Raw genomic sequence first — 26,226 nt, 5'->3', positions numbered from 1 at the left:
GTCGGCCTTTCCGGCACGGGGGTCAGGAAGAAGAGGAGCAGCTGCTACTGCTGCCGCAGCTCGAACCGGAGCTGGAGCACGAGCTGCCGGATGAGCAACTGCCGCCCCCGCCGGAGCAGCTCGAACAGCTCGAACAACTGGAGCAGCTGGAAGAGCCGGAGCAGGTGGAGCCGGTGAAGCCGGTGGTGTGGTGAGCAGAAGAGGGCGCGCCGCTCCGGCGGCCGGGCCCGCGTGAGCGCGTTCGGGCGGCCTTCCTGAGATGGTGGCGCAGCAATCCGCCCGGCAGGCCGTCCACACCTCCCACCGCGACCACACCGGCGGCCCCCTCGGGGTGGAGCTCCGGATCGAGGACGCTCCAGGGGCCGCCTGCCCGCAGGGCGCGGGCGACGTCTTCGCCCCGATCCGTACGGTCGATCCGCCGGTCCTGCGGGCGGCATTTGACGTACTGCACCACCCCGCCGGCCGCCACCGCGAGCAGGACGAACGGCGCGGGGTACACGTCCGGCCGGAACAGCAGGACGACGGCGACGGCGGCGGCGACCGCCTGCGCGGCCACGTGCAGAGCGGCGGCCCGGCGCCATCGCGCCTTCGCCTGCGCGGAGATGAGCAGCCCCAGATCGGCCAGCGAGCTCTCGACGGCGTCCACGGCGTCGTCGAACTGCAACGACGTCCGCAGCCGGCGCAGGGAGACGGCCCAGTCGGCACCGCAGCGCGCCAGCAGCGCCCGCTCCAGGGGGTGGTGGGCGACCGCGTCGCGCACCCCGATCCTGCCCCGGGCGTCCAAGGTGATCCGACCGTCCTCGTGCATCCTGGTGATCACCGCGTCGGCGAGCCGGCCCCGGCCGCCGAGCAGGTACGCCACCTCCGGCAGGTCCGGCTCCCGGCCGGGCGGCAGGGAAGTGCCGGGCCTCCGGGCCCGGCGGCGTGCCGTGTGCAGCCACGCCGAGGCGGCGAGGGCGAGGAGCAGAAGGAGCACGGTGAGGGCGACGGCCATCGGTCAGGTGCCTTTCCGGGTGCGTGCGGGGCGTCGGCCCCGCAGGGCGGCCGCGAGGCGGCCGAAGGCGCCGGGGGAGGCCGGTGCCGCGTGCCCGGCCAGCCAGGCGGACAGCTGCCGCCGCCGCTCTCCGGCGGCCAGGGTGTCGTCGTCGAGCAGGTGCCGGGCGAAGTCCAGGGTGTCCTGGCGGTAACCGCCGGCCATGGCGTGCGTCCGGGCGTAGGAGAGGAACAGGGCCCGGAAGTCGCCGGCGAGCAGGTCCGCGAGCTCGGGCGCCACCTTGGCGGCGACGTCGGCGCGCTTGGCCAGCAGCGCCCGCCGCTGTACTTCCAGGCGCCGGTGGTCGAAGCCGTCCGGCACGGGGGTGCCGGTGACGAGCGCGGAGAGCACGGCGTGCTGGGCGGCGGCGAGCCGCTGCCGCGCGGCGTCGGTGCCTGCGGTGCCTATGGTGCTTTCGGTGCCTATGGGGTCAGACACGCTGTGCCTCGCGGGAGGCGGCGCGTATCGCGTCGAGCTCGGCGGCCAGCTCGCCGGCCTCGGGGAAGTGGTCGTCGCGTTCGAGCAGGATGCCCGGCGGGGTGACGCGGGCGCACAGCTCGGCGAGGACGTCGAGCACGGGCCGGGTCACCGGGTGGGCGTGGCTGTCGTGCCAGAGCCCGTCGCGCTCGAAGCCGCCCGCCACGTGCACATAGGCGAGGGCTTCGAGGGGCAGCTCGGCGAGCGCGGCGCGGGGGTCCTCGCCGCGGTTGACGTGGTTCGTGTGCAGGTTGGCCACATCGACGAGGAGCCGCACCCCGGTCCGCTCGACCAGCTCGGTGAGGAAGCGGCCCTCGGTGAACTCCTCGCCGGGCCATGACCAGAACGCGGCGATGTTCTCCAGGGCGAGCGGCACGGGGAGCATGTCCTGGGCGATGCGGACGTTCTCGCACAGCACGTCGAGGGCGTCGCGGGTGCGGGGCACCGGCAGCAGGTGCCCGGCCTCGACGCGGGGTGTCCCGGTGAGCGGGCCGCCGGAGCGCACGAAGGCGATGTGCTCGCTGACCAGGGGTGCGTCGAGCGCCTCCGCCCGTTCGGCGAGGGCGACCAGCCGGCCGAGGTCGGGCCGGTCGGCGCCGCCGAGGCCGAGCGAGACGCCGTGCGGGATCACGGTGGTGCCGCGGTCCCGCAGGCGCTGGAGGGCGTCGGGGAGGTGGCCGGGGCAGATGTTCTCCGCCACGACCTCGACCCAGTCGACGCCCGGCAGGCGTGCGATGTCCTCGGCGATCTCCGGCCGCCAGCCGATACCTGTCCCCAGCGTTTTCATGGCCCCGTCCCCCCGTGCTCAACCCGTGGCCGTGTCTTCGATACGCGGGTAATTCCCCTCGCGTACCTTACAAAACCTTGATCATCTATGTCTTCAGCGGAGGGAGCGCAGACTTTTCCGGGGACGGGCCAGGGTGCGGGCGGGTAGGGTCCGGCAGATGATGATCACTCGTGGGCTCACCGCGGCCGTGGGCCTGGCGGCCCTGGCGGCCGTGCTCCTGACCGGCTGCGCCGATGTCCCGCAGCCGCGTGACCCGGCGCCGGAACGCAGCAGCCCGCCGAGTCCGGCCGTGTCCCCGCCCGTGCCCTCGCCGTCGGGGGACACGATCGCCTACGTGGACATCGTGGGCGCCCGATGACGCCGCCGGGCGCCGGCCCGGCCTACGCCTGGTACTGGGTCAGGTCGATGGCGTGGATCTGCAGGGAGTGGCCGAACTCGGGGTGCGTCGTCTCGCGCTCCGGCTCCATCCCGAGCTTGCGGGTGACGTTCTCGGAGGCTTCGTTGCCCATCCGCTCGATGCTGACGACCCGGTCGAGCCCGCGGTCCTGGAGCGCGAACTCCAGCGTGGCGTGGGCGGCCTCCGACGCGTAGCCCTGTCCCCAGAACTGCTGCCCCAGCCGCCAGCTGATCTCCACGGCGGGCAGCACCTCCGGCAGGTACTCGGGGACGGACAGGCCGACCGCGCCGGCCAGCTCGCCCGAGCCGAGCAGCTCGACCGCGAAGATGCCGAAGCCCTCCTCGTCCCACTCCTCCTCCCAGCGCTCGATGGCCTCCGCCGTGGCGTCCGGGTCGAGGACCGAGCCGTCACCGATCCAGTGCATGACCCGCGGGTCGGCGTTGATCTCGGCCATGGGGAAGAGGTCGTCGTCGTGCCAGCGGCGCAGGACGAGGCGGGGGGTGCGGATCTCGGTCATGGGGTCCATCCTGTCGAAAGCAAGGGCCGCGACGTTAATCGGCACCCCTCTGTGCTGGTGATTACCGGAATCCGCCAGGGGTCCGAGGGTATCGCGGTGCCCGGTACCGCGGCCGGACCCCCGGCGGCCCGTGGTGACCGCTTGTGATCGCCGGACAAGCGCGCCGCTCAGGGCGTCGGCAGTACCTCAGGACTATGGGTGGGGAATATGACCGGATCCACCGCTTCTGGAAAGCGCCGGTTCTGTGTTGGAGTACCACGGTGAGCACGCCGACACGTTGATTGAACGGCTAACCATCGACGTTCGCCGGTGGGGTTCCGGTGTCCGCAGCGAAATCGTCGTCTTTCCGATGAGGGGTTTCATGGCTCAGGACTTGAAGGAATGGATCGACGCCGAGGTCGCGCCGTACCGGGACAAGCCGATCGAGTGGCTTTCCCAGTACCACTTCTTCAGGGACCCCGCCCGGGCCGCCTACGTCGATCACCGCTACTTCTTTTCCCCGGCCGACGGCGTGGTCGTCTACCAGAAGGTGGTCGACCCCGACGAGTCCATCATCGATATCAAGGGCAAGCCGTATGCGCTGCGCACCGCCCTGCGGGACGACTCCTTCGCCCACCGGTGCCTGGTCATCGGCATTTTCATGACGTTCTTCGACGTCCATATCAACCGGATGCCCTACGGCGGACGGCTGTCGTTCACGCTCGCGGAGCCCATCGGCACGTTCAACCTCCCGATGCTGGCCATGGAGCAGGACGTTCTGGAACAGCTGCGCATCGACCCGGCCAACGCGGGCTACCTGCACCGCAACGAACGGATGATCAACCGCGTCGACGTGCCCGGCCTGGGCGGCTCCTACTGGATGCTGCAGATCGCCGATTACGACGTGGACTCCATCACGCCCTTCCGGCAGCGCCAGGGCGTCTACCGCAGCCAGGGCCGCCGCTTCTCCCAGATCCGCTACGGATCCCAGGTCGAGCTGGTGATCCCGGTGTCCGAGGCGTTCTCCCACACCCCCCTCCAGGACGTCGGGCGGCATGTGAAGGCGGGCATCGACCCGCTGGTGAAGGTCCACCGGAGATGACCGCCGGGCGGCGCCGCGCGGGATCCGCCGCCGCGGGCCGTGCCTCCCTCGTTTTTTGCGCCCTGGCTCCCCGTGCCGTCCCGAGCCCCGGAGCGTGGCCTCCGGGCCGAGCCGGCCGCCGGTGAAGGACCGTTTCCCCGGACCGGCCCTCCCGGCCCCGCCGCGGCGGCCGACGACCCATCCACCCACGCCGCCCCGCGGACGACGAACAGGAGGACGGTACTGTGAGGTTCTGGCCGTGGCGAGGGGCCGCCGACCGTTCACGACCCCCCGGGCCGGAGCCCGCCCGGTTCACCCCGAGCGGCCCCCCGGCCCCCCGGGACGGTCCGATGGCCCTCTCCGTCACCCAGCTCGGCGAGTGGATCTTCGACCAGCGCTGCGAAGGGGTGCTCAGCCACGAGCCGACGATCGTCCGGCTCGAGGGCACCCTGCACACCGCCGCGCTGCGGGCGGCCTTCGCCGGACTGCAGCGGCGCCACGAGTGCCTGCGCACCCGCTTCCCCCTGATCGACGGGGTGCCCATGCAGGTGGTGGAGGAACCCCGGGCGGACGCGCTGCCGCTGGTCGACCTCAGCGCGCTCCCCGCCGGGCTCCGCGAGCGGGAGGCGGCGAGGATCGCCGAGGAGACGCTGTCCGCGCCCGTCAGGCTCGACGACCGGCCGCCGGTGCGCCAGGCGCTGATCCGGATGGGACGCAAGGAGCACCTCCTGCTCGTCGGGATCCCGCACATCACCGCGGACCTGTGGTCCGCCACCCTCCTCAACGACGACCTGATGGCCCTTTACGGCGCCTGCCACGACGGGGTTCCCGGCCGGCCGCCGACGGCCGCCGCGCAGTACGCCGACTACGCGCGCTGGCAGCGCGCCCGGTGGGACGAGCGCCGCACCGCCGGAGAGCTCGCGCGCTGGCGGGCCCGGCTGGACGGGCTGGCCGCGGCCGACCTGCCCCTGGACCGGCCCCGGCCGGCCGGCCGCCGGCGCGACTGCTTCTTCGTCGGCGACGAGCTCGACGGCGAACTGAGCGAGGAACTGCGCGCTTTCGCCCGCGCCGAGAACGTGACGCTCTACGTCGTGCTGCTGGCCGCCTTCCACGCTCTCCTGGGGCAGGCGGCGGGCGCCGGCCGGGTCCTGACCACGTCGCTGACCGCGGCGCGGCACGGCCGGGCGGTGCAGGAGATGACGGGGCCGTTCTCCGACTACCTGGCCGTCGTCGGCGACCTGACCGGCGACCCGGACTTCCGGGAGCTGCTGCGCCGGACCCGCGACGCGTGCCTGATCGCCCACGACTTCCAGCGGCTGCCGTTCCCGATGGTCATCGAGGGGCTGGACCCGGCCAAGGAGCTGCATCCGCACCCCTTGGAACAGATCGAGTTCCACTTGCACAACACCCCGCCCCCCGTCCTCGACTTCGCCGGTGGCCTGCGCGTCTCGGGCCCGCTGCCGGAACCGGAGCCGGGGGAGGCGGAACCCGTGCCGTGGACGGCGGACTTCGCCTTCGAGCTCTACGACTACGGCACCGGCCACCTGCCGCTCCACGTGCTCCTCGACGGCCACCTCTTCGACCCGGAGTCCGCCGGGGCATGGGCCGACCGCTACCGGTCGGTCCTCCGCGCGGCGCTCGCCGACCCCACGGCGCGGCTGTCGCAGCTCGTCACCCCGCACGGCCCGGGCGCCGAGGCGTACGACGTCCGGCGGGCGGAGGAGGAACTGGAGCGCTGCGACGGTGTCCTGGCGGCACTGGTGGTGATGCGGGAGCGGCGCATCCCCACCGGCCTGGCCGTCCGGGAGCCGGTCGGCTACCTGGCGCTCGCGCCCGGGCGGGACGGCACGCGCCCGCACGCCCACGGCATCCGCGGGCAGACCCGCGGCCGGGCGCCCACCGTCCTGATCGAGCGCCCGCTCGCCGAGATTCGCCGTGCTGCCGCCGCCCGGTCGGCGGGAGGCGACCCGGCCGGCGCGCTGCCGCCGCCGGAGGAGTGCGCCTGGCTGCCGGAGGGCGCCCCGCCTCCAGCGGACGAGGTGGAACGCCGGCTGGCCGCCCACTGGCACGACGTGCTCGGGGCACCCCCGGCCCACGTGACCGAACGCTTCTACCGCCCCGGCGCCGCGGACCTGGACGCCATCCGCTTCCTCACCCGCGTCGCCGCCGACTTCGAAATCACCGTGCCGCTCGTCGACTTCATGGCGGCACCTACCGTATCCGGCGTGAAGGAATATCTGTTGAGAAATCTTCCTGTCATGTGAACGCACTAATGGTAGAGTCGGGAACGACCGACACCGAATAGACCATCCTGTTCGGCAATGCTGTTGTCCGCATTGCCGTCCCGCGCGGTGTGCGGCGCCCTTGTGCGCCCGAACCCACCCCTAGGTTATTCCGTTCCCCCGTTATGTTTCCGGTCGCCTGTGTTCCCCGTGCCCGGATATTCGTGGTGCCTGATCGGTGAATTGCCTCGGCGTGCCCGGGGTGCGCCCAGTGCTGTTGTCCGCAACGCGCCAAGGGAGATGGATCGTGACTGAGACGGCGAATTCCGGCTACCGCGTCTCGCCGCAGCAGCGGCACTTATGGGCCGGGCCGGCCGGCCGTGCCGAATCCTTCGCGCAGCTCACGGTGGCGGTCTCGGGATCGCCGGACGAGGCGCGCCTCGCGGCCGCGCTCTCCGCCGCGGTGGCCGCGCACGAATCGCTGCGGACGACCTTCACCGGCCTCGCGGGCCGCACCGCGCCCGTGCAGATCGTCCAGGAGCCCGGCGCGGTACCGCTGCCCGTCACCGCACTGCCCGCGTCGTGCGCCGACGGGTCGGGGCCGGAGCTGGACGCCCTCCGCGCCGCCGAGCGGGAGGCCCTCGATCCGCAGGCCGGGCCCCTCCTGCGCGCCGTACTGGCCCGCGCCGGCGACAGCCGCGCCCTGCTCGTCCTCACCGCCCATGCCCTGGTCGCCGACCGGGTGTCCCTGTGCCTCCTTGTCCGGCAGCTGGTCGCGGCCTACGGCGGCGACGCCGCGCCGAACCCCGAACCGCCCCTGCAATACGCCGACTTCGCCGCCTGGCACAACGACCTGCTGACGGCCGAGGACTCCGCCGCGGACCGGGCCTTCTGGACCGCCCACGCCCCCCGGGCCGCCGCCCACCTCCCCGGCGTCACCCGCACCGACCCGGGGAGCCCCGGGCACGGCGACTGGCGGGACAGGGAGATCACCCTGACCCCGGAGACGGCCGCCGGCATCGGCCGGATCGCCAAGAGCCTGTCCACCGGGCCCGACGCCGTCCTGCACGCAGCCTTCCGCGTCATGGTCCGCCGGCTGACCGGGGACGGCACCCTGCCGGTCGCCCTCACCCGGGACGGCCGCACCTACGAGGAACTCAGGCGCGCCGTCGGCGCCTTCGAGCGGGACATGCCGCTCGTCCTCGACACCGACCCCGGCCGGCCGTTCACCGCCTACGTCCGCGCCCTGGACGAGCTCGTCCGCGAAGGCGACGCCCGCCTGGACGCCTGCGACCCCGAACTGCTCGGCGGCCTCGGCGGCCGCGCCGCGCCGCCCCTCTTCGCCTTCACCCACCAGACGGACGAGATGCCGGTCGAAGGCGGCGGAATCACCTGCACCGTCCTCCACCAGGAGACGGGCACCCCCGCCGTCCCCGTCCGGCTGACCGTGCGCCGGGCCGGCGGCACACCGCGCCTTCACCTGCGGTACGACGCGGCCCGGATCGACGAGACCTTCGCAGAGAACGCCGCTGACTGCCTGGCCCGGATCCTCACCGCCGTCACCGCCGGCCCCGATACGCCGGTGGACGACCTCCGCATCCTCACGGACATGGCCGAGCAGCGCCTCCGGGAAGAGGGCCGCGGCCCGCGCGAGGACCACCCGCGGAAGAACGTCCACGAGCTCTTCGCCGAGCGGGCCGCCGCCGGCCCGGACCGCGTCGCCGTCCGCGCCGGGGAGGAGACGCTCACCTATGCCGAGCTGGATGCCCGGGCGAACCGGCTCGCCCACCACCTGATCGCGACCGGGGTGCGCCCCGGCCAGCACGTCGTCGTCTGTCTGGGCCGGTCGACCGGCCTCCTCGTCGCCCTCCTCGGCGTCCTCAAGGCCGGGGCGGCGTTCGTCCCCGTCGACGTGGGATTCCCGCCCCGGCGGCTGGAGTTCGTCCTCCGCGAGACCGCCGCGCCCGTGCTGCTGTGCACCGCCGACATCCGGGAGCGCACCGGCCCCGGTACGGCCACCGCCGTGGCCCTGGACGCCGACTGGCCGCGCATCGCCGCCCGTCCCGCCACCGCGCCCGCCGTCGCCACCGGGCCCGACGACCCCGCCTACGTCCTCTACACCTCCGGCACCACCGGAGCGCCCAACGGCGTCCAGGTCCCGCACCGGGCCCTGGCCAACTACCTCAACTGGTGCGTCCGCGCCTACGGGCTGGGGGAGGGCACCGGCGCCCTCGTCCACTCCTCGATCAGCTTCGACCTCACCCTCACCGGCCTGCTCGGCCCCCTGCTCGCCGGCCAACAGGTGATCATGCTGTCCGAGACCGCCGGGGTCACCGGCCTGATCGGCACCCTGCGCACGGCTCGCGACCTCAGCCTGGTCAAGCTCACCCCCACCCACCTCGACGTGATCAGCCAACTGCTCACGGCCGACGAGGTGCGCGGCGCGGTCCGCACCCTCGTCGTCGGCGGCGAGGCGCTGCGGGCCGAGAGCCTGGAGCTGTTCCGCGCCGCGGGCGGCCGGATCGTCAACGAGTACGGCCCCACCGAGACCGTCGTCGGCTGCCTCGCCCACCTCGTGGACGAGCACACCCCGCACACCGGCCCGGTGCCCATCGGCGCCCCGATCGCCAACACCACCGCCCACGTGCTCGACAGTCGGCAGCGGCCCGTGCCCGACGGCGTCGCCGGGGAGCTGTGGATCGGCGGGGCCGGGGTCGCCGACGGCTACCTGCAGCGGCCCGGCCTCACGCGGGAACGCTTCCGCGGCCTGCCCGGGGCCGGCAGCGCACGCTTCTACCGCACGGGCGACCTGGCACGCCGGCGCCCCGACGGCCACCTGGAGTACCTCGGCCGGACCGACGACCAGGTCAAGATCCGCGGCGTCCGCGTCGAGCCCGCGGAGACCGAGGCCGTCCTGGCCGGCCACCCCGGCGTCGCCCGCGCCGTGGTCGTCGCCCGGCGGGACGACGACCCGGGCCGCTCCTCCCCGCTCGCCGCCGAACTCACCCTCGTCGGCTACGTCGTCCCCGCCCGCGGCGCCGAGGCCCCCCGCCCCGGGGAGCTCGCGGCCCACTGCCGCGAGCACCTGCCCGAGCACTTCGTGCCGTCGGTGTTCGTCACCCTCGACGCCCTCCCGGTCACCGCTCACGGCAAGGTCGACAAGGCCGCCCTGCCCAAGCCCCACACGACCGCGCGGCGCGGCCCGGACGGCGGGGAGCACGCACAGTACGCGGCCCCGCGCACGGCCACCGAGGAGATCCTCGCCGCCACCGTCGCCACGGTCCTCGGCGTCGGGCGCGTGGGCATCGACGACAACTACTTCGTGCTCGGCGGCGACTCGATCCGCAGCGTCATGGTGGCCGCCCGGGCCCAGGCCCGCGGTGTCGACGTCACCGTCGCCGACCTCCACCGGCACCCCACCGTGCGCACCTGCGCCGAGCAGCTGGACGCCCGCCAGGACCCGCCCGAGGCGCCGGTGACCGAGCCCTTCGCGCTGATCTCCGCCGAGGACCGGGCGATGATGCCCGAGGACGTCGAGGACGCCTTCCCGCTGAACCTCCTCCAGGAAGGCATGATCTTCCACCGCGACTTCGCGGCGAAGTCGGCGGTCTACCACGCCATCGCCTCCGTACGGCTGCGCGCCCCCTTCGACCTCCAGGTGATGCGCACGGTCGTGCAGCAGCTCGTCGAACGCCACCCCATGCTGCGCACCTCCTTCGACATGGGCAGCTTCAGCCGCCCGCTGCAACTGGTGCACCACACCTTCGACAACCCCCTGCACCACCAGGACCTGCGCGGCATGCCGGCCGGGGAACAGGACGCCCGCGTCGAGGAGTGGATCGAGCACGAGAAGGAACGCGGCTTCGAGCTGCACGAGTACCCGCTGATCCGCTTCATGGTCCAGCGGCTGGAGGACGAGGTCTTCCAGTTCACCTACGGCTTCCACCACGAGATCGTCGACGGGTGGAGCGAAGCCCTCATGATCACCGAGCTGTTCAGCCACTACTTCTCGGTGATCTACGACGAGCCGATCGCGATCAAATCGCCGACCTCCACGATGCGCGACGCCGTCGCCCTGGAGCTCCAGGCCCTCGCCGACCGCCGCAACTACGACTTCTGGGACTCCTACCTCGCCGACGCCACCCTGATGCGGCTGCCCAGGCCCGGCGCCGGGCCCCGGGCCGACAAGGGCGCGCGGGACATCGTCCGCATCGCCGTGCCCGTGTCCGAGGAGCTGTCCGACGGCCTCAAGCGGGTCGCCGCCGCCAACGCCGTGCCGCTCAAGAGCGTGCTCCTGGCCGCGCACATGGTGGTGATGTCCCTCTACGGCGGCCACGAGGACACCCTCACCTACACCGTCACCAACGGCCGCCCCGAGACCGCCGACGGCTCCACCGCGATCGGCCTGTTCGTCAACAGCCTCGCCCTGCGACTGCGCATGGGCGGCGGCACCTGGGCCGAGCTCATCACCGCGACCCTGGAGTCCGAGCGCGTCTCGATGCCCTACCGGCGGCTGCCGATGGCCGAGCTCAAGCGCCACCAGGGCAACGAACCCCTCGCCGAAACCCTGTTCTTCTTCACCAACTACCACGTCTTCCACGTCCTGGACCGCTGGACCGACCGCGGGGTCGGCCACGTGGCCAACGAGCTCTACGGCGAGTCGACCTTCCCCTTCTGCGGCATCTTCCGCCTCAACCGGGAGACCGGCGGCCTGGAGGTGCGCGTCGAGTACGACAGCCTGCAGTTCGCCGACTCCCACATGGCCAGCGTCCGCGACAGCTACGCCCGGGTGCTGGAGGCGATGGTCGCCGACCCCGGCGGCCGCTACGACCGCCACGACTTCCGCTCCGACGCCGACCGGGCCGCCCTCGCGACCTTCACCCGCGGCCCCGCGGCGCCCGTCGAGGAGCGCTGCCTCCACGAGCTGGTGGAGGCCCACGCGGCCGCCCGCCCCGACGCCCCCGCGATCCAGCTCGACACCGCCGTCCTCAGCTACGGCGCACTCAACCGGCGCGCCAACGCCCTGGCCCACCACCTGCGGGCGCACGGCGTCCGCGCGGAGACGGTCGTCGGCGTCCTGGCCGAGCGCTCGGTGGAACAGATCGTCAGCGTGCTGGCCGTCCTCAAGGCCGGCGGCGCGTACCTGCCGCTCGACCCCGCCCTGCCCGACGAGCGGATCGCCGCCGTCCTCGCCGCGAGCGGCGCCACCACCGTGGTCCACCGGCCCGGCACGGCCGGCCGACTGCCCGCCGGGGTGCGCCCGGTGCCCTGCGACGCCGCCCCCGCCGCCGGCACCGGCGATCCGCGCGGCGTCGTCACCCCGGCGGGCGCCGCCTACGTGATGTTCACTTCCGGGTCGACGGGCGCCGCCAAGGGCATCGTCGTCGAGCACCGCAACGTCGTGGCCTCGCTCGCCGCCCGCCGCGCCCACTACCCGGCCGCACCCGACCGGTTCCTGCTCCTGTCCTCGTTCGCCTTCGACAGCTCGGTCGCCGGGATCTTCTGGACCCTCGGCGAGGGCGGCACCCTCGTCCTGCCGGGCGAAGGGGCGCAGCTGGACCCCGCCGCCCTGGTGGAGACGGTCGCCCGCCAGCGGCCCACCCACACCCTCGCCATCCCCTCCCTGCTGGCGCCCGTCCTCGACCAGGCCGGGCCCGGTGAACTCGACTCGCTGCACACGGTGATCGCGGCCGGCGAGCCCTGCCCCGCCGACGTCCGCCGCGCCTGCCGGGAACTGCTGCCCGCGAGCACCTTCCACAACGAGTACGGGCCCACCGAGACCACCGTGTGGAGCACCGTCTGGTCCCAGGAGGACACCGGGTACGACGGCCCCCAGCTGCCCATCGGCCGGCCCGTCGCCGGCACCCGCGTCCACCCGCGCGACCACCACGGGCGCACCGTGCCCCTGGGCGTGGCCGGCGAGCTGTTCATCGGCGGCGCCGGGGTGACCCGCGGCTACCTGGGCCGCCCCCGCGACACCGCCGCGGCCTACCGCCCCGACCCCGCCGCCCCGGCGCCCGGCGGCCGCGCCTACGCCACCGGCGACCTCGGCCGCTACCTGTCCGACGGACAGCTGGAGTTCCTCGGCCGCGCCGACCACCAGGTCAAGATCCGCGGCTTCCGGGTGGAGCTCGGCGAGCTCGAAGCCGTCCTGGACACCCACCCCCGCTTGCAGCGCTCCATCGTCATGGCCCGCGGCGAGGACGCCGGGGAGAAGGTCCTGGTGGCCTACGTGCTGCCCGTGCCCGGCCACCGCCCGGACCCCGCCGAGCTCCAGAAGTACGTCCGCGACCGGCTCCCGCGGTACATGGTGCCCACCGCGGTGATGGTCCTCGACGCCGTGCCGCTGACCGCCACCGGCAAGGTGGACCGCGCCTCGCTTCCCGCGCCCAGCCACGCCGAGCTGGCACCCGGCCAGGAGTACGTCGCACCCGGCACGGACACCGAACGCACCCTCGCCGCGATCTGGGCCGACGTGCTCAAGCTCGACCGGGTGGGCGCCGCCGACAGCTTCTTCGACCTCGGCGGGGAGTCCCTGCGCGCCATGCAGGCCACCGCCGCGGCTAACAGGATGTTCCGCACCCGCGTCTCGGTGCGCAGCCTCTTCGAGGCGCCGGCCCTGCGGGACTTCGCCCAGGAGATCGACCGGGCACGGCTCGCCGGCCCGGCGACCGCGGGGGCGTCCCTGGCCGGGGGGCACCGGGAATGAGCCCCCTCGCCCCCCTTGCCCCGGCCGACCGCCCGCTATCGCCGGCCCAGCGCAGAATGTGGTTCCTGCACCAGCTCGCCCCGCAGGTGCCCTCATACAACATCTGCACCGCCATCGAGCTCACCGGTGACCTACGCCCGGCGGCGCTGCGGACGGCCGTGCGGTGGCTGGGCGCCCGGCACGAAGCGCTGCGCACGGTGTTCCGGGCCTCCGGCGACACCCTCGCGCAGCACGTCACCAGGCGGGCGGCGGACCTGCGGGTCGTCGACCTGACCGGGGTGGACACCGCCGGGCGGGAGGCGGAGACCGGCCGGACACTGCACCGCATCGCCGCCCGCCCGTTCCGGCTGGACACCCGGCCGCCGGTGGAGTGGACGCTGCTGCGCCTCACCGCCGATCGCTCCTTCCTCATCCTCGCGGCCCACCACATCGTCTTCGACGGCGGTTCGCTCGCGGTGGTGTGCCGGGAACTGGAGGACGGCTACGCGGCGGCCCTCGCCGGCCGGCCCCGCCCCTTCGGGGAACGGGCCCCGGGCTGCGCCGAAAGCACCGCGGACGGCGCGCAGGACCCGGGCGGCCGGCTCGACTTCTGGCGCCGGGAGCTGGCCGGCGCCCCCGCCCGCACCGCGGTCTTCCGCCGCTCCGGCCCCGCCTCCGGGGCCCCCGCCCGCCGGAGCGTCCGGTACGCCGACGAGGACCCGGCGCGCACCGCCGCGTTCTGCCGGCAGCGGGGAGCCACCGCCTACATGCTGCTGCTGGCCGGCCTGGCGGCCCTCGTCGCCCGGTACACCGGCCGGCCGGACGTGGTGATCGGCTCCCCGGTCGGGCTGCGCGAGGACGAGCGTCAGCTCGCCACCGTCGGCCCGCTGATCAACACGCTGCCGTTACGGATCCGCCTGGACGGCGATCCCACCTTCCAGGAGGTGCTGGCCCGGGCCAAGTCCGCGCTGATCGGCGCCCTGGAACACCGCACGACCCCGTTCGAGGACATCGTCGACGCGGTGGCCGCGGACCGGTCGCCGGACCTCAGCCCCCTCTTCCAGGTGCTCCTCGCCCACGAGCGCCGCCCCGCGCCGCCCGCGCTGCCCGGTGTGCGGGCCCGCGTCGTCCCGGTGCCCGGCGCGGCCGCCAAGGTCGAGCTCGGCGTCACGGCCGTCGAGTCACCCGACGGACTGGAGCTGATCTTCGAGGCCGAGCCGGGGCACGGCACCCCCGCGGAACTGAGCGCCTTCGCCGACCATTTGGGCACCCTCCTGGCCGCCGGGGTCCGCGCCCCCGACACCCCGCTGAGCAAGCTGCCGCTGCTGTCCGCCGAGGAGTCACGGCGCCTGACCGGCACCGCCGTGCGGCAGCCGGCCGGGCCGCCCCTGCACCGGCTCGTGGAGCGCACCGCGGCCCGGTGCCCCGACGCCGTCGCGCTCGTCACCGGCACCGCGCACCTCAGCTACCGGGCCCTCAACCTCCGCGCCAACCACCGGGCCGCCCGGCTGCGCCGCGCCGGCATCGGCACCGAGGACGTGGTCGGAGTGCGCCTCACCCGCGGACCCGAGCTGCTCGTCTGCCTCCTGGCCGTCCTCAAGGCCGGGGCCGCCTACCTCCCCGTCGACCCCGCCCTGCCCGCCGCACGGGTGCGCCTGATGCTCGCCGACACCCGCGCGCGGGCCCTGCTCACCGCGTCCGGGCTGGGCGAGCCGCCGGTGCCGGCCGGGGTGCCCGCGCACTTCACGGACGGGCCGCAGCCCCGCCCGCGCCCCGGCGACGGCGCCGACCACACCGGGCCCGACCGGCCCGGTGCCCTCGCCTACCTCCTCCACACCTCCGGCTCCACCGGCCGGCCCAAGGCCGTGGCGGTCCAGCACGACAGCGTCGCCGCGTTCCTGCGCTGGGCCGGCCACGCCTTCCCGCACGGGGAACTGACGGCCGTCCTGGCCACCACCTCCGCCGGCTTCGACCTGTCGGTCTTCGAGCTGTTCGCGCCCCTCGCGCACGGCGGCACGGTCGTCCTCGCCGACAGCGCGCTGCACGTGGGCACCCTGCCCTGGGCCCCGGCGGCGACGCTGCTCAACACCGTGCCCTCCGCCGCCGCGGCGCTCCTGGACACCGGCGCCCTGCCCGCGGGCCTCCGGGCGGTCAACCTGGCCGGCGAGCCGCTGGCCCGCGACCTCACCGACCGGCTGCACGCCCGCCTGCCGCGCGCGGCCGTCCGCAACCTCTACGGGCCCTCGGAGGCCACCACCTACGCCACCGTGTCCCTGGTGCCCCGGGGGAGCGCGCAGGAGCCGGCCATCGGCCGCGCCGTCGACACGGCCCGGGTGTGGGCCGCGGACGCCCACGGGCGGCCCGTCCCGGGCGCCGTCGCCGGGGAACTGCTCATCGGCGGGGTGGCGCCCGCCCGCGGCTACCTCCACCGGCCGCGCGCCACCGCCGAGTCGTTCCGGCCCGACCCCTACGGCCCGCCCGGCGCCCGCCTCTACCGCACCGGGGACCTGGCCGTCCGCCGCCCCGACGGCGAGTTCGTCTTCCTCGGCCGGGCGGACACCCAGGTCAAGATCCGCGGCGTGCGGATCGAACTCGGCGAGGTGGAGGCCGCCCTGCGCGCCTGCGCGCCCGCCGCCGAGGCCGCCGTCGTGGCCACCGGGGCGACCGCCGGGGACCGCCGCCTCCTCGGCTTCGTCAGCCCGCTCCCGGGCGGCCGGATCGAGACGGAGCCCACCCTGGCCGCCCTGCGCTCACGACTCCCCGCGATCTTCGTGCCCAGCGCCCTGGTCGTCCTCGACGCCCTGCCGCGCACCCCCAACGGCAAGGTCGACCGGGCCGCCCTGGACCGCCTCGCGGCCGGCCACCGGCCGGCCGCCGACCCGCACGCACCGCCCCGCACCCCGGTGCAGCAGGCCGTCGCCGAGGTGTGGCGCGAGGTCCTGGGCATCGAACACATCGGTGTCCACCAGGGGTTCTTCGACCTCGGGGGCAACTCCCTGACCCTGCTGCGCGTCCACCACCGGCTGGTGGCGAGGCTGGGCACCGACCTCGCCCTCGTCGACCTGTTCCGGCTGCCGACCGTCGCGGCGCTCGCCGCGTTCGTGGAAGGCCGCGAGGACCGGCGCGGGGGCGCCGTGGCCGAGGCGTCGCGCCGCGCGGACCGCCGCCGCTCCGCGGTGGCCGCGCACCGCCGGGAAGGCGGGCGGCGATGACCGGGCCGGGGCCTGAGGGAGCGCCGGAGCCGGCCGACGGGATCGCCGTGGTCTCGCTGGGCGGCCGGTTCCCCGGCGCGGACGGCGTCGAGGCGTTCTGGGCGAACCTGGTCCGCCGCGCGGACACCGTCAGCCGCTTCCCCGCCGCGAGCTCGGCGCTGCGGGGGGCCGAACGCGAACGGACCGGCCACCCCCGGTTCGTCGGCGCGGAGGGCCTCCTCGGCGACATCGCCCTGTTCGACGCGGAGTTCTTCGGCTACTCCCCGCGCGAGGCCGCCGTCATGGACCCGCAGCACCGCATCTGCCTGGAGACCGCCTGGCACGTCTTCGACACCGCCGGCTACGACCCGGCGGCCACCGGGGCACCGGTCGGGGTGTTCCTCTCCGCGAGCCTCAGCTCGTACCTGATCCGCAACGTGCTGGCCGAGGGCACCGCGCAGCGCCTGCTCGGCGGCTTCCCCGTCCTCATCCACAACGACAAGGACTTCCTGGCCACCACCGTCTCCCACAAACTCGGCCTCACCGGACCCAGTTACGCCGTCGGGTCCGCGTGCTCCTCCTCCCTGGCCGCCGTGCACCTGGCCTGCCAGAGCCTCCTCACCCACGAGTGCGACATGGCACTGGCCGGCGGCATCTCCCTCCAGGTCCCCCAGGGCCAGGGCTACGTGTACGCCGAGGACGGCATCTACGCCCCCGACGGGCGCTGCGCGCCCTTCGACGCCCGGGCGAACGGCACGGTCGGCGGCAGCGGCGTGGGGCTCGTCCTGCTCAAGCGCCACGCCGACGCGGTCCGCGACGGCGACCGGGTGCACGCGGTGATCCTCGGCTCCGCGGTGAACAACGACGGCGGCGACAAGGTGGGGTACACCGCGCCGGGCGTCACCGGCCAGAGCGCCGTCGTCGCCGAGGCCCTGGCCGTGGCGGGGGTCCCCGCGGAGACCATCGGCGCCGTGGAGGCCCACGGCACCGGCACCCGGCTGGGCGACCCGGTCGAGGTCGAGGCACTGACGCGGGCGTTCCGCGCGCAGACGGACCGGAGCGGGTTCTGCGCGCTCGGCTCGGTGAAGGCCAACGTGGGCCACCTCGACGCGGCCGCGGGCATCACCGGCCTGATCAAGGCCGTCCTCGCGGTGCGGGAGGGCGTCATCCCCGGCCACCCGCACTACCGCACGGCCAACCCCGCGATCGACTTCTCCGCCACCCCCTTCCACGTCAACGCCGACACGCTGGACTGGCCGGCCGCCGCCCACCCCCGCCGCGCCGGCGTGAGCTCCTTCGGCATCGGCGGCACCAACGTCCACGTCGTCCTCGAACAGCCGCCCGCGCCCCCGGCCCGGCCGCCGCGGCCGCCGGCCGCACTGCCGCTGGTGGTGTCCGCCCGCACCCCCGCCGCCCTGGCGGACGCCGTTCGCGACCTCGCCGCCTGGACGCGCCGCGAGCGGCCGGACGACCTCACCGACCTCGCCGCCACCCTCGCCGGGCGCCGCGCCCACCCCCACCGGGCCGCCGTGGTCTGCCGCGACGGGGCCGACGCGGCCCGGCTGCTCGCCGGCGCGGCCACCGAAGCCGCCCACCAGGGCCGGGAAGCGGTGTTCCTCTTCCCCGGCCAGGGCACGGCACCCGCCGCGACGAGCCGCGCCCTGTACGCCGGCCGGCCCGCCTACCGCGCCCACTTCGACGCGTGCGCGGAGCTCCTCGGCCGGCGCCCCGCCGACCTGCACGCCGCCGCCGACGGCCCGGCCCGCCCGGAGCGGGACACCCGGCTGCTGCAACCCACCCTCTTCGCCCTCGAATACGCCCTCGCCGCCACCCTGATGGACTGGGGGCTGCGCCCGGCCGCGATGCTCGGCCACAGCCTCGGCGAGTACGTGGCGGCGACCCTGGCCGGGGTGCTGTCGCTCCCGGACGCGCTGACGCTCGTCGAAGCGCGGGCGGCCGTGCAGCACCGGCTCCCGGCCGGGCGCATGCTCGCCGTGCCCCTGGCGGCGGAGGACCTGCGGCCCCTGCTCGCCGACGGGGTGGAGCTCGCCGCCCTCAACGCCCCGGACCGCTGCGTGGTCAGCGGCGCGCCGGAACCCGTGCGGGCACTGGCCGCCCTGCTGGCCGAGCGCGGCGTCGCGACCACCGCGCTCGCCACCGCCCACGCCTTCCACTCGGCGGCCGTCGAACCCCTCCTCGACGACTTCAGGGCCGCACTTCAGACGGTCGAACTGCGCCCGCCCCGGCTGCGGTACTGCTCCGGCCTCACCGGCGACTGGGCGGACGAAACCGTGGCCTCGCCCGACCACTGGCTGGCGCACATGCGGCGCCCGGTGCGGTTCGCCGACGGCCTGCGGCGCTGCCTGGAACTGGGCCCCGTCGCCCTCCTGGAGACCGGCCCGCCCGCCGGGCTGACCGCCCTCGCCCGCCGGGCCCCCGGCTTCGGCGAGCGGCACCGCGCGATCCGGTGCCTGGCCGGAACGGACCCGGCACAGTCCCTGACCCGGGCGGTCGCCGAGGCGTGGCGCGCCGGATGCGACACGGACTGGCCCGCGTTCCACCGCCCCGCCGAGCCCCGGCGGACCACGGTGCCGGGGTACCCGTTCCAGCGGGCGCGGCACTGGGTGGAGCCGGACGCGGCGTCGGCCGTGGCGGGGCGGTCGGGGCCGGCCGGCGTCGGTGAGCCGGGTTCCGCTGACGCGGCCGCGCGGCCGGCCGCCGGCCTGGCGGCCGCCGGTCGGGAGGGTGCGGCTGCGCGGGCTGCACGGGAGGAGGGGCCGCCCGAGGGGCCTGCCGAGGGGCTGGGCTCTGGCTTCCTGGCTGTCCGGCGTGTCGCGGGTGTGGTGCCGGATGCCGGGTCGGCGGCTGGTGGCGGTGGCGTACCGGGTGATGATCCGGCCGCCGGCCGGGAGGGTGCGGTTGCTCGTGCCGTATGGGAGGAGGGGCCCGCCGAGGGCTCGGGCTCCGTCCTCCCGGTATCGGCCGCTCGTGGCGGCGGCGCACCGGGCGATGACCCCGACGCCGGCCCGGCGGCCCCCGAGCCCCTCCTCGCCGGCCTCGCCACCGCCCTGCGCGCGGAGTTACGGGCGGCCGGCGACGGGCCCGTGCCCCTCGACGGGCGGCCCGGTCTGCGGCCCGCCCTGAACCGGCTGTGCGCGGCCCTGGCCCGCGACTGCCTCGCCGGCGGCGTCCGGGACCAGGACGTCCTGCCGCAGTTCCGGCGGCTCCATGACTTCCTGCGCACCCTCGCCGACGAGGCCCCGGCGGCGGACGCCGCGACCCTCGTCGCCGAAGTCACCACCGAACACCCGGAGTTCGCGGGGCTCGTCGAGCTGCTCACGCACTGCGCCGGGGCCTGCCCCCGCGCCCTCACCGTCCCCGGCGCGGCGCTGGAAGCCCTGTACCCGGCGGGGGACGCCGCGCTCCTGCGCCGCACCCTGGGGGAGCGCACCGCCGACCACCGGGCGACCGGCCGGCTCACCGCGCTCACCGGAACCCTCCTCGACCGGCTCGCCGCCCGCCACGATCGACCGATCCGGGTCCTGGAAGTCGGCGCGGGCGAAGGCAACCTCACCCGGGAACTGGCCACCCGCGCCCCCGGCAGGCTCGATTATCACGCCACCGATGTCTCCCGCCTGTTCGTCACCCACCTCGCGGAGGAAGCCGCCCGCCGCGGCCTGGACTTCGTCCGCACCCGCGTCCTGGACATCTCCCAGGAACCCGGCGAACAGGGCTTCGCGGGCGAGCACTTCGACCTCGTCTGCGGGCTCGACGTCGTGCACGCCGCCCCTGACCTGCGGGCCGCCCTCGGCCACCTGGGCTCCCTCCTGGCCCCCGGCGGCACCCTCGCCCTGATCGAGACGACCGCCGCGGACCCGTGGCTCTCGATGATCTGGGGCCTGACGGACGGCTGGTGGAACGCCACCGACCGGCGCACCCACGGCCCGCTGCTCGACGCCGACGGCTGGCGGGCGCTGGTGGCCGGGGAGGACTTCGCGGCCACCGACGTGATCGTCCCGGAGACCGGCGCCCGGGACGCGGCCCTGGTCCTGGCCGAACGGGCACCGCGGCCCCTGCCCGCCGCCGGACCCGGCGGGGCACGGGACGTCAGCACCTGGTGCCACCTGCCCGGCTGGCGGCACGCCGCCCCGCCCCGCCCCGCCGACGTGTCCGGGACCTGCCTGCTCCTGGGCGGCGGCGCGACCGCGAAGGCCGTCGCCACCCGGCTGGAGGCCCTCGGCGTCGACGTCACCGCGGTCGGCGAGCCCCCGGCGGAGTACGAGGACCTGCTCGGCGACGCCGTCCGCCTCGTGGTGCACCTGTGGCCGATGACGGACGCCCTCCGCCGCGGCCGCGCCGCCGGGCCCGGCACCGCCGCTGCCGCCCAGGGCGCCGGCCTGCACAGCCTCCTGGAGCTGGCCCGGGCCTTCGGCGCCCGCCCGGAACGGCACCCCGTCCGGCTGCTCACGGTGACCGCCGGGGCGCAGGAGATCCTCGGCGACGACCTGCTCCACCCGGAGCACGCCACCGTGGCGTCCGCGGCGAAGGTGATCCCCCGGGAGTACCCGTGGATCGCCTGCACCGCCATGGACGTGCCGGCGAACCCAGACGGCACAGTCGGCACGGACGGCACCGACCACGATCCCACCGGCCGGCTGGCCGACCGGATCGTCGAGGAGCTGCGCGCGGCACGGGAGACCACCCTGGTCGCCTACCGGGGCCGGCGCCGCTTCGTCCCCGGCCACGCCCCGCTCACCCTGCCGGCCCCCGCCGAGCGCGCCCGGATCCGCCCCGGCGGCGTCTACCTGATCTGCGGCGGGACCGGCGGCATCGGCCTGCACCTGGCCGGACACCTCGCACAGGCCCCCGCCACCGTCGTCCTGACGCACCGCAGGCCCCTGCCCCCGCGCGAGGACTGGGAGCGGCTGCCCGCGCACCACCCCGAGGCGGACCTCGTCAGGCGCCTGCGCCGCATCGAGGCCACCGGCGGCCGGGTCTTCCCGCTCCGCGCCGACCTCACCGACCCCGAGGCCATGCGCGCCCTGACGGCGAGCGTCGAACGCGACCACGGGCCGGTCCGCGGGGTGGTGCACGCCGCCGGGGTCCCCGACACCGCGGGCATGATCCAGCGCCGCGACCGGGCCGCGACCGACACCGCCATGGCCGCGAAACTCCTCGGTGCCCTCGTGCTCGACGACCTCTTCGCCGATCACGACCTGGACTTCTTCGTCCTGTGCTCCTCGATCGGCACCGTGCTGCACAAGCTGAAGTTCGGCGAGGTCGGCTACGTGGCGGGCAACGACTTCCTCAACGCCTTCGCCGCGCACCGCGCCGCCCGCCGCCCCGGGCGCACCCTGTCGGTGTCCTGGACCGACTGGCGGGAATCGGGCATGTGGGCGTCCGCACAGCGCCGGCTGACCGAACGCTACGGGCCGGGGGCGGCGGACGCCCCCGGCCGGCCCGGCGGCGACCTGCTGGGCGCCCTCACCCCGCGGGAGGGCGTCGAGCTGTTCGACCGGCTGCTGGCCGCCGACACCGGGCCCAACGTGCTGGTGTCGACCCAGGACCTCGGCGAACTCCTCGCCCGGCACGCCGCCTACACCACCGACGACCACCTCGCCGCCCTCGGCGAGCTGCGCATCGGCCCCGGCCGGGACACCGAGGACCGCACGGCCCCGTACAAGGCCCCCCGCACCCCGGCCGAGCGGCGGATCGCGGACTGGTTCCGCGACCTGCTCGGCGTCCGGCGGGCCGGTCTCACCGACGACTTCTTCTCCCTCGGCGGCGACTCGCTGCTCGCCCTGCGGCTGCTGTCCCAGCTCCGGGACGCCTACGGCACCGAGATCTCCATCGCCCGCATGTTCGACGACCCCACGGTCGCGGGGCTGGCCGCCGCCGTCGACCGGCACGGCCAACCCCCACCGGCCGCGCCCCCCGGCCAGGAAGAGGTGGTGCTATGAGCGACTCCGGCGTCACGGAGCTCCTCGCGGAACTGAGCGGACGGCACATCAGCCTCACGGCCGACGGCGACCGGCTCCGCTGCCGAGCCCCCGAAGGCACCCTCACCCGCGACCTGCTCGCGGCCATCACCGCCCGCAAGAGCGAACTGCTCGCCCACCTGCGCGCCGCCCACCGCGTCCCCCGCCACGAAGGGCCCGCACCGCTGTCCTTCGCCCAGGAACGCCTCTGGCTGCTGCACCAGTTCCACCCCCGCGACAGCGCCTACAACCTCCCCCTGGAGATCGCGCTGCGCGGCCCGCTGAGCCCGGCCGCCCTGCGCGACTGCCTCGGCCAGGTCCTCCGCCGCCACGAGGTGCTGCGCACCCGGTACGCCATCAGCCGCGGCCGCCCCCTGCCCGTCGTCGCACCCTTCCACGGCGCACCGCCCCTGCCCCTCGCCGACCTCGGCGCGCTCCCCGGGCCCGCCCGAGCCACCGCCCTCGCCCGCCTCGCCGCCCAGGAGGCGCGCCGGCCCTTCACCCTCGCCACCGGCCCGGTGCTGCGGGCCCTCCTGGTGCGGCTGGCCCCCGGCGAGCACCGCCTGCTGCTGACCCGCCATCACATCGCCGGCGACGGCTGGTCCCTGGACCTCCTCCTGCGCGACCTCGGCACCCTCTACCGCGCCCACCTCGCCGGCACCCCCGGCGGCCTGCCGGACCCGCCGCTGCGCTACACCGACTTCGCCGCCTGGCAGCGCGAGCAGGCCGCACGGCCCGAAGCGGCCGCCTCGTCGGCCCGGTGGGCCGAGCGGCTCGCCGGTGCGCCGCCCGGACTGGACCTCCTCGCACCGCCGCCCGCCGAGCCCGGGTACGAACCCGCCGCCGTCCTGCGGGACACGCTCCCCCCGGACCTCCTCACCGGGCTGCGGGCCCTCGGCGGCCGGGCCGGGCTCACCCTGTTCCCCCTGCTGCTCGCCGCCTTCGGCCTGACGCTCGCCGCCCTGTCCGGCCAGGACGACACCGTCGTCGGCGTCCCCGTGGCCGGCCGCGGCCGCACCGAACTGGAACCCCTCGTCGGCTGCTTCGCGACCGTCGCCCCCATCCGCCTGCCCGGCGCCGGGGCCGCGCCGCTGACCGCGCTCGCCGCCGACGCCCAACAGCAGGTGCGCGAGGCCCTGGAGGGACCGGACGTGCCCTTCGAACGGCTCGTGGAGGCGCTGCGCCCGGAGCGGTCCCTCACCGACAACCCGCTCTTCTCCGCCTCCTTCGCCTTCCAGAACACCCCGCGGACCGCCGTGGACCTGCCCGGCCTGGACGTCGCCGTCCTGCCCCCGCCCGCCGTCGCCCCCAAGTTCCCCCTGGCGCTGACCGCCACCGAAGGCCCGGACGGCATCGCACTGGAGCTGGAGCACGACCCCGGGCGCCTCACCGGCGCGGTGGCCGGCGAAATCCTCACCCGGCTGCGCGAGATCCTCACCGGCACCCTCGCCGCACCGGACGCGCCCACCGCGGCCGTCCTGCACCGGGCCACCGCCCGCCGCCTGCCCCGGCCCCGGCACGAGGAGCGGACCGGGCAGGACCTCCTGCACCACCTGGTGGCCCGGGCGGCCGCCCGCCACCCCGACGCCGTCGCCGTGACCTGCGGGGGCGCCCAGCTGACCTACGGGGCGCTGGACACCCGCGCCGGACGCCTGGCCGCCGTCCTGCGCTCGCACGGCGCCGGACCGGAGCACCTGGTGGGCCTGTGCCTGCCCGCCGGGCCGCAGTGGGCCGTCGGCGCACTGGCCGTTCTCAAGGCGGGCGCCGCCTATCTGCCGCTCGACCCCGCGGACCCGGCCGCCCGGCGCGCCGCCGTCGCCGCCGACGCGGGGATCACCCTGATCGTCTCCGACACCGAACTGCCCCCGCTGCGCCGCGTCGACCCCGCCGCGACCGCACCGCCCGGCACCCCGGCGGCCCCCGCCCGACCGGTCCGGCCCGCGAACGCGGCCTACGCCGTCTACACCTCCGGCTCGACGGGCGGCCCCAAGGGCGTGCTCGTCACCCACGCCAACATCACCGGGCTGCTGGCCTCCTGCCGTGAGACGCTGCCCGCCCTGGACGCGCCCCGCACCTGGTCGATGACCCACTCGCCCGCCTTCGACTTCTCCGTGTGGGAGGTCTGGGGCGCCCTGACCACCGGCGGCCGGCTCGTCATGGTGCCCCCGGACGTGGCCCGGGCGCCCGACGAACTGTGGACCACGCTCCAGGAGGAGCGCGTCGAGGTCCTCAGCCAGACGCCCAGCGCCTTCCACCAGCTGCTCCCCACCGCCGTCCGCGCCACCCCGCCCGGCGCGCTGGAACTCGTGGTCCTCGGCGGCGAGCGGTGCGAGCCGGGGCGGCTGGGCCCCTGGTGGGACGCCGTGGGCGACCGCCGGCCCGCCGTGTTCAACCTGTACGGCATCACCGAGACCACGGTCCACGTCACCGCCCGCCGGCTCACCGCGGCCGACACGGCGGGCAGCCCCGTCGGGGCCCCGCTGCCCGGCCAGTACGCCGACGTGCTCGACCCCGCCGGCCGCCCCGCCGGACCGGGCGGCCGGGGCGAGATGTTCGTCGGCGGCGTCGGCCTGGCCCGCGGCTACCTGAACCGCCCCGGCCTCACCGCGGACCGCTTCCCGCCCGACGACACCCCCGGTCGCACCGGCGCCCGCCGCTACCGCTCCGGCGACCTCGCCCGCCTCCTGCCCGGCGGCGAACTGGACTACCTGGGCCGCTCCGACGCCCAGGTGAAGCTGCGCGGACACCGGGTGGAGCCCGCCGAGACCGAGGCCGCCGCCCTCACCCACCCGGCCGTCCGGGACTGCGCCGTGGTGGCGCGCACCGACGGCGACCGGCACTACCTCGCGGCGTACGCCGTCCTCGACGGCACCTGCGACGCGGGGGCGCTCCGCGCCTACCTGGCCGCCCGGCTGCCCCGCTATCTCGTCCCGGCCGCCGTGGTCCCCCTCGACCGGATCCCGCTGACCCGCAACGGCAAACTCGACCGGGCCGCCCTGCCGGACCCCGCCGCCGGCCGCGCCGCCCGTCCGCCGGACCGGCGCGCCCGCACCGCCACCGAACGGACCCTGGCCCGGCTGCTCGCCGACCTGCTCAAGACGTCACCGGAGACCATCGGCGTGCACGACAACCTCTTCGACCTCGGCGGGGACTCCCTGATGGTCACCCAGTTCCACTCGCGGGTCGTCGAGGAGTTCGACGTCGACCTGCCCGTCCGACGGGTCTACCAGGCGCTCGACATCGCCGCGCTCGCCACGACCGTGGAGGACTTCCGGGCCCGCGCCGACCGGCAGGCGATCCTCAGCGCCCTGGCCGAAGTGGAGGCGCTGCCGCCGGAGCCCTCCGGGCCGCCCGTATGGGAGGGGGAGCCGTGCTCCGAGTGATTCCGCCTCGTGGCGCTGTGGCGTTCGTGCGTCGGGATGCGGTGGCGTTCCCCGGCGCCGCGGCAGGCGCCGGCAGCGGCTGGTCGGTACTGCCGTCCGCACTGCCCGCGCCGGAGGTGGCTGTGCCCCAAGTGGCTCCGTCCCGGGGCCCCGTAGAGTCCGCGCGTCGGTACGCGGTGGCATGCCCCGGCGCCGCGACAGGCGCCGGTATCGGCCGGTCGGTACTGCCGGCCGCATGGCTCGTACGGGAGGGGGCCGTGCCCCGGGTGGCCCCGCCTCGTGGCGCTGTGGCGTTCGTGCGTCGGGATGCGGTGGCGTGCCGCGGCGCCGTGGCAGGCGCCGGCAGCGGCTGGTCGGTACGGCCGTACGCACTGTCCGCGCCGGAGGGGGCCGCGCCCCAACTGACCCCGCCCCGAGGCCCCGTAGAGCCCGCGTTCCCCGGCGGCCCGGCCGCTGCCGGTACCGGCCGGCAAGCGTTGCCGTCCGCACTGCC

General features: G+C 75.7%; 9 protein-coding genes and 1 pseudogene. 7 read left to right on the top strand and 3 right to left on the bottom strand.

Features of this window, described 5'->3' with window-relative positions:
• Nucleotides 1-22: 22 nt before the first annotated feature.
• Together ABZ951_RS01465 and ABZ951_RS01460 are read right to left on the bottom strand one after the other, a co-directional pair.
• Nucleotides 23-994, bottom strand: coding sequence for a TIGR04222 domain-containing membrane protein (locus ABZ951_RS01465; protein ID WP_344095577.1), 972 nt, complete (start codon nt 992-994; stop codon nt 23-25).
• Between the two features lie 153 nt (nt 995-1,147).
• Nucleotides 1,148-2,297, bottom strand: a pseudogene (locus ABZ951_RS01460) (DUF692 domain-containing protein); the annotation flags it as partial.
• A 157-nt stretch (nt 2,298-2,454) separates the two neighbouring features.
• On the opposite strand from ABZ951_RS01460, the gene ABZ951_RS01455 reads away from it, so the two are divergent.
• The gene (locus tag ABZ951_RS01455; protein ID WP_344095575.1) at nt 2,455-2,655 is read left to right on the top strand and encodes a hypothetical protein; all 201 of its coding nucleotides are present in this window, start codon (nt 2,455-2,457) and stop codon (nt 2,653-2,655) included.
• A gap of 22 nt (nt 2,656-2,677) precedes the next feature.
• Here the strand turns inward: ABZ951_RS01455 and ABZ951_RS01450 are convergent, their stop codons facing one another.
• On the bottom strand, nt 2,678-3,211 hold the full coding sequence (locus ABZ951_RS01450; protein ID WP_344095573.1) for a GNAT family N-acetyltransferase: 534 nt from the start codon (nt 3,209-3,211) through the stop codon (nt 2,678-2,680).
• Nucleotides 3,212-3,572: 361 nt separating this feature from the next.
• Between ABZ951_RS01450 and ABZ951_RS01445 the strand changes: the two genes are divergently transcribed.
• From ABZ951_RS01445 to ABZ951_RS01420, 6 genes are all read left to right on the top strand, one after another.
• Nucleotides 3,573-4,292: a phosphatidylserine decarboxylase gene (locus tag ABZ951_RS01445; protein WP_344095571.1), complete on the top strand. Its 720-nt coding sequence runs from the start codon at nt 3,573-3,575 to the stop codon at nt 4,290-4,292.
• A 329-nt stretch (nt 4,293-4,621) separates the two neighbouring features.
• Nucleotides 4,622-6,535, top strand: coding sequence for a condensation domain-containing protein (locus ABZ951_RS01440; protein WP_344095569.1), 1,914 nt, complete (start codon nt 4,622-4,624; stop codon nt 6,533-6,535).
• A gap of 265 nt (nt 6,536-6,800) precedes the next feature.
• Nucleotides 6,801-13,202 carry an amino acid adenylation domain-containing protein gene (locus tag ABZ951_RS01435; protein WP_344095567.1) on the top strand — a complete coding sequence of 2,134 codons (6,402 nt, stop codon included), beginning with the start codon at nt 6,801-6,803 and terminating at the stop codon, nt 13,200-13,202.
• The gene (locus ABZ951_RS01430; protein WP_344095565.1) at nt 13,199-16,393 is read left to right on the top strand and encodes an amino acid adenylation domain-containing protein; all 3,195 of its coding nucleotides are present in this window, start codon (nt 13,199-13,201) and stop codon (nt 16,391-16,393) included. The genes ABZ951_RS01435 and ABZ951_RS01430 overlap by 4 nt, the downstream gene beginning before the upstream one ends.
• Nucleotides 16,390-22,332, top strand: coding sequence for an SDR family NAD(P)-dependent oxidoreductase (locus ABZ951_RS01425; protein WP_361278446.1), 5,943 nt, complete (start codon nt 16,390-16,392; stop codon nt 22,330-22,332). The genes ABZ951_RS01430 and ABZ951_RS01425 overlap by 4 nt, the downstream gene beginning before the upstream one ends.
• A complete protein-coding gene (locus ABZ951_RS01420; RefSeq protein WP_361278443.1) occupies nt 22,329-25,733 on the top strand; it encodes an amino acid adenylation domain-containing protein in 3,405 nt (1,134 codons plus the stop codon). Before ABZ951_RS01425 ends, ABZ951_RS01420 begins: the two co-directional genes overlap by 4 nt.
• The last annotated feature ends 493 nt before the right edge of the window (nt 25,734-26,226 follow it).

Source organism: Streptomyces sp. NPDC046215 (assembly GCF_040646215.1).
Lineage (GTDB): Bacteria > Actinomycetota > Actinomycetes > Streptomycetales > Streptomycetaceae > Streptomyces > Streptomyces stramineus.
Note: the sequence above shows the minus strand (reverse complement) of the source record. Positions and strands in the feature narration are given on the sequence as shown.